The sequence below is a fragment of the Streptomyces sp. SID14436 genome (genome assembly GCF_010548465.1).
GTDB lineage: Bacteria > Actinomycetota > Actinomycetes > Streptomycetales > Streptomycetaceae > Streptomyces.
Genome location: NZ_JAAGMD010000274.1, coordinates 1 through 4,112, shown reverse-complemented (window position 1 = coordinate 4,112; position 4,112 = coordinate 1). Strand labels below are relative to the sequence as shown.

At 71.3% G+C, this 4,112-nt stretch carries 4 protein-coding genes; 1 reads left to right on the top strand and 3 read right to left on the bottom strand.

Annotation, left to right across the window (positions count from 1 at the left end; genetic code table 11):
- The 3 genes from recA to G3I53_RS10185 form a co-directional block, all read right to left on the bottom strand.
- Positions 1-1,035 (bottom strand): recombinase RecA (gene recA / locus G3I53_RS10195; RefSeq protein WP_164438243.1); only part of this gene is annotated, 1,035 nt, incomplete at its 3' end.
- A gap of 222 nt (positions 1,036-1,257) precedes the next feature.
- On the bottom strand, positions 1,258-2,532 hold the full coding sequence (locus G3I53_RS10190; RefSeq protein ID WP_343240589.1) for an AI-2E family transporter: 1,275 nt from the start codon (positions 2,530-2,532) through the stop codon (positions 1,258-1,260).
- Positions 2,533-2,591: 59 nt separating this feature from the next.
- Complete coding sequence (locus tag G3I53_RS10185; RefSeq protein WP_164337572.1) at positions 2,592-2,786, bottom strand: DUF3046 domain-containing protein; 195 nt, start codon at positions 2,784-2,786, stop codon at positions 2,592-2,594.
- A gap of 79 nt (positions 2,787-2,865) precedes the next feature.
- On the opposite strand from G3I53_RS10185, the gene G3I53_RS10180 reads away from it, so the two are divergent.
- The gene (locus G3I53_RS10180) at positions 2,866-3,825 is read left to right on the top strand and encodes a hypothetical protein (RefSeq protein WP_164438242.1); all 960 of its coding nucleotides are present in this window, start codon (positions 2,866-2,868) and stop codon (positions 3,823-3,825) included.
- Positions 3,826-4,112 lie beyond the last annotated feature (287 nt).

Sequence of the window (4,112 nt, the reverse complement as noted above, 5' to 3'; positions counted from 1 at the left end):
CGCGGCGTCCGCGCCCGCCTCGGCGGCAGGCTCCTCGGGCCGCACGCCGACGCCCAGCTTCTCCTTGATCTTCTTCTCGATCTCGTTGGCGAGGTCGGGGTTGTCCTTGAGGAAGTTGCGGGCGTTCTCCTTGCCCTGGCCCAGCTGGTCGCCCTCGTACGTGTACCAGGCGCCGGCCTTGCGGACGAAACCGTGCTCCACGCCCATGTCGATCAGGCCGCCCTCGCGGCTGATGCCCTGGCCGTAGAGGATGTCGAACTCGGCCTGCTTGAAGGGCGGCGCCACCTTGTTCTTGACGACCTTGCAGCGGGTGCGGTTGCCGACCGCCTCGGTGCCGTCCTTGAGCGTCTCGATGCGGCGGATGTCGATGCGCACCGAGGCGTAGAACTTCAGCGCGCGGCCACCGGTCGTGGTCTCCGGGGAGCCGAACATCACGCCGATCTTCTCGCGGAGCTGGTTGATGAAGATCGCGGTGGTCTTGGACTGGTTGAGCGCGCTGGTGATCTTGCGCAGGGCCTGGCTCATCAGGCGGGCCTGGAGACCCACGTGGCTGTCGCCCATCTCGCCCTCGATCTCCGCGCGCGGGACGAGCGCGGCGACGGAGTCGATGACGATGAGGTCGAGGGCGCCGGAGCGGACCAGCATGTCCACGATCTCCAGGGCCTGCTCGCCGTTGTCCGGCTGGGACAGGATCAGGTTGTCGATGTCGACGCCGAGCTTCTTCGCGTACTCGGGGTCGAGGGCGTGCTCCGCGTCCACGAAGGCGACCTGGCCGCCGGCCTTCTGCGCGTTGGCCACCGCGTGCAGGGTCAGGGTCGTCTTACCGGAGGACTCCGGACCGTAGATCTCCACCACACGGCCGCGGGGCAGGCCACCGACGCCCAGGGCGACGTCGAGCGCGGTCGACCCGGTCGGGATGACCTCGATGGGCTCCTTCGTCCGGTCACCCATGCGCATGACCGCGCCCTTGCCGAATTGTCGTTCGATCTGTGCGAGCGCGGCGTCGAGCGCCTTCTCGCGGTCGGTTCCTGCCATGGGTTCCACCCGATTTGCTTGAGTCGATCGCTTCACGTCAAAGACGCTAGCGCCTGCCACTGACAACGCGCCCCGACGCACGTCCCGCCTGTGGACAACGGGGGTGCAATTCACCGTGAACCGGGACAGAGCACCTGCCGTCGAGCCTCACCGGCGTCTCCATAAGAATGGATGTTCGATTTCAGTGTCAAGCGCACCACGCGGTCCGCGGCGCGGGGTCGCTCAGTCCTCCGGCGAGGAACCCGGGCCGCCGTCCCGGGGAGGTGTCGCCCCCGGCCGGCGCTGCCAGAGCCGGCGCACGCCCCGGACGACGCCGCGTCCGGCGTCGACGGCCCGGTGGCCGTGCACGCGCGGGTCGTCGGTGACGTCGTACCGCTTGACGTACGCGCCCAGGAACGCCTGGAGCGTGGCGATCGCGGGGATGGCGATCAGTGCCCCGACGGCGCCGAGCAGGGCGGTGCCGACGATGACCGAGCCGAAGGCGACCGCCGGGTGGATGTCGACGGTCTTGGAGGTCAGCTTGGGCTGCAGCACGTAGTTCTCGAACTGCTGGTAGATCACCACGAAGATCAGCACCCACAGCGCGTACCAGGGGTTGACCGTGAAGGCGATCAGCATGGGCAGGGCGCCCGCGAGATAGGTGCCGATGGTCGGGATGAACTGGGACACCAGGCCGACCCACACCGCCAGCACCGGCGCGTAGGGCACCTCGAGGAACTCCAGAAGTATGTAGTGCGCGATGCCGGAGATCAGCGCCATCAGCCCGCGCGAGTACAGGTAGCCGCCGGTCTTGTTCACGGCGATCTCCCAGGCGCGCAGCACCTCGGCCTGCCGGGCGGGGGGCAGGACGGAGCAGATGGTGCGTCGCAGTCGGGGGCCGTCGGCGGCGAAGTAGAACGAGAACAGGGCGATGGTCAGCAGCTGGAACAGCCCGCCGAGGACCTGCGCGGAGACGTCCAGGACACCGGTGGCGCTGTTCTGCACGTAGTTGCGCAGCCAGTCGGAACGCAGCAGCCCTTCCTGGATGTCCACCCGCCGCAGCTCGGTGTGGAAGTGACCGTTGATCCAGTTGATGACGGAGTCGAGGTACTCCGGGAAGTCCTCGACGATCTTGATGATCTGTCCCGCGAGCATCGACCCGAGCAGGGTCACGAAGCCCGCCGCGACGATCAGCACGCCGAGGAAGACCAGGAAGGTGGCGAGGCCCCGGCGCACCCCGCGTGCGGCCATCCAGCTCACCGCGGGTTCGACGGCGAGCGCCAGGAAGAACGCGATGAGGATGTTGATCAGCAGGCCGGTGAGCTCGTGGAAGGCCCAGCTGCCCAGCTGGAACACGGCGATCAGGGCGAGGGCGAGCACCATCGCGCGCGGCAGCCACGGGGGCATGCCCGCGCTCTGCCCGGCCACGGGGTCGGCAGGAGGCGGCCCGGCGGGGGGCGGCGCGCCGGGCGTCGGGGGGTGCTGGGCTGCCTGCCCGGTCTCGTCAGTGGGTGCCACGGATCAAGTTTCGCCCACGTCACCGGCAGCCGTCTGCCGTCCGGCGGTCACTGTGACGATCAGCGCTTTTCCCGGGGAACGTCCATCACCGAGCAGACGACCTGCCAGACGTCCTTGGCGTCCCAGCCGGCCGCCAGTGCCTGGTGCACCGTGAGCCCGCCGAGCTCGGCCATGACATGGTCGCGCGCGAAGGTGTCGGAGTAGCCGGAACCGAAGTGTTCCGCCATCCGCTGCCAGAAGACCGTCAACCGCATGCCTTCAGTATCCCGCCTGCGGGGTGCCCCGGGGCCGGGGCACCCTGCCCGGACCGCTTCGCGCTCTACGGTCGGAACCATGGCCGAATCAGGAGCTTCCACAGCCACACCGTCCCCGGCACCCCCCACGTCCCGGACACCCACCCCGCTCGCGCGCGCGGAGCGGTTCGTCTGGCTCACCGCGCGTGTGCTCGAACAGCGGCTCTTCGCCCACGACTTCCGGGGCGGCGGCGCCGACCCGGTGGAGACGGCCCTGGACGCCTACCGCAACCCGGACGGCGGCTACGGGCACGCACTGGAGCCCGACCTGCGCGGACCGGTCAGCCAGCCGTTGCACACCGCGCACGCCCTGCGGGTCCTGGACGCCGTGGGCCGCTGCGGCGGCCGTCGCGCGGAGCACGTGTGCCGCTACCTGACGTCCGTGTCCACCGCGGACGGCGCACTGCCGGCCGTCCACCCGGTCCAGCGCGGCTACCCGACGGCGCCCTTCGTGCCGGTGGAGGACGACCCGCCCAGCTCTCTGCTCGCGACCGGCCCGGTGGTGGGGCTGCTGCACCGCAACGAGGTGTGGCACGCCTGGCTGTTCCGGGCTACCGACTTCTGCTGGCAGGCCGTCGAGAACCTGGCGGAGTCCCACCCCTACGAAGTGCGGGCCGCCGTGGCCTTCCTGGACTCCGTCCCGGACCGCCCGCGGGCCCAGGCCGCGGCCGACCGGCTGGGCCGGCTGGTGCGCAGGCAGCGGCTCGCGGTGCTCGACCCGGACGACCGGGACGCGTACCCGGTCGCGCCCGGCTATGCCCCCGGGGAGCACCATTTCCCGCACGACTACGCGCCGGCCCCGCGTTCGCTCGCCCGGTCGTGGTTCACGGACGCGGAGATGGCGCGGTCGCTGGACTTCCTCGTGGCCGAGCAGCGGGAGGACGGCGGCTGGCCGGTCCGGTGGCGCCCCTGGGCACCGGCACCCGCCCTGGAGTCCGGCCCGCTGGTGACGATCGACGCGCTGCGCACCCTCCGCGCGTACGACCGCGCCGTCGACTGACCCGGCGTGCGGGTGGTCCGACGGTCGGCTGACCCGGCGTGCGGGTGGCCCGGCGGTCGACTGACCCGGCGTGCGGGTGGCCCGGCGGTCGACTGACCCGGCGTGCGGGTGGCCCGGCGGTCGACTGACCCGGCGTGTGGGTGGCCCGACGTGTGGGTGGGTGGCCTGGCGTGTGGGTGGTCCGGCGTGCGGGTGGTCCGGCCCGGTGGCCGCTGCCCTGCGGCGGCCGGCCGCCGGTGACCGGTGCCGGGTGCGGTCGGTCAGCGCCCGCACATCCGGCCGCGAAC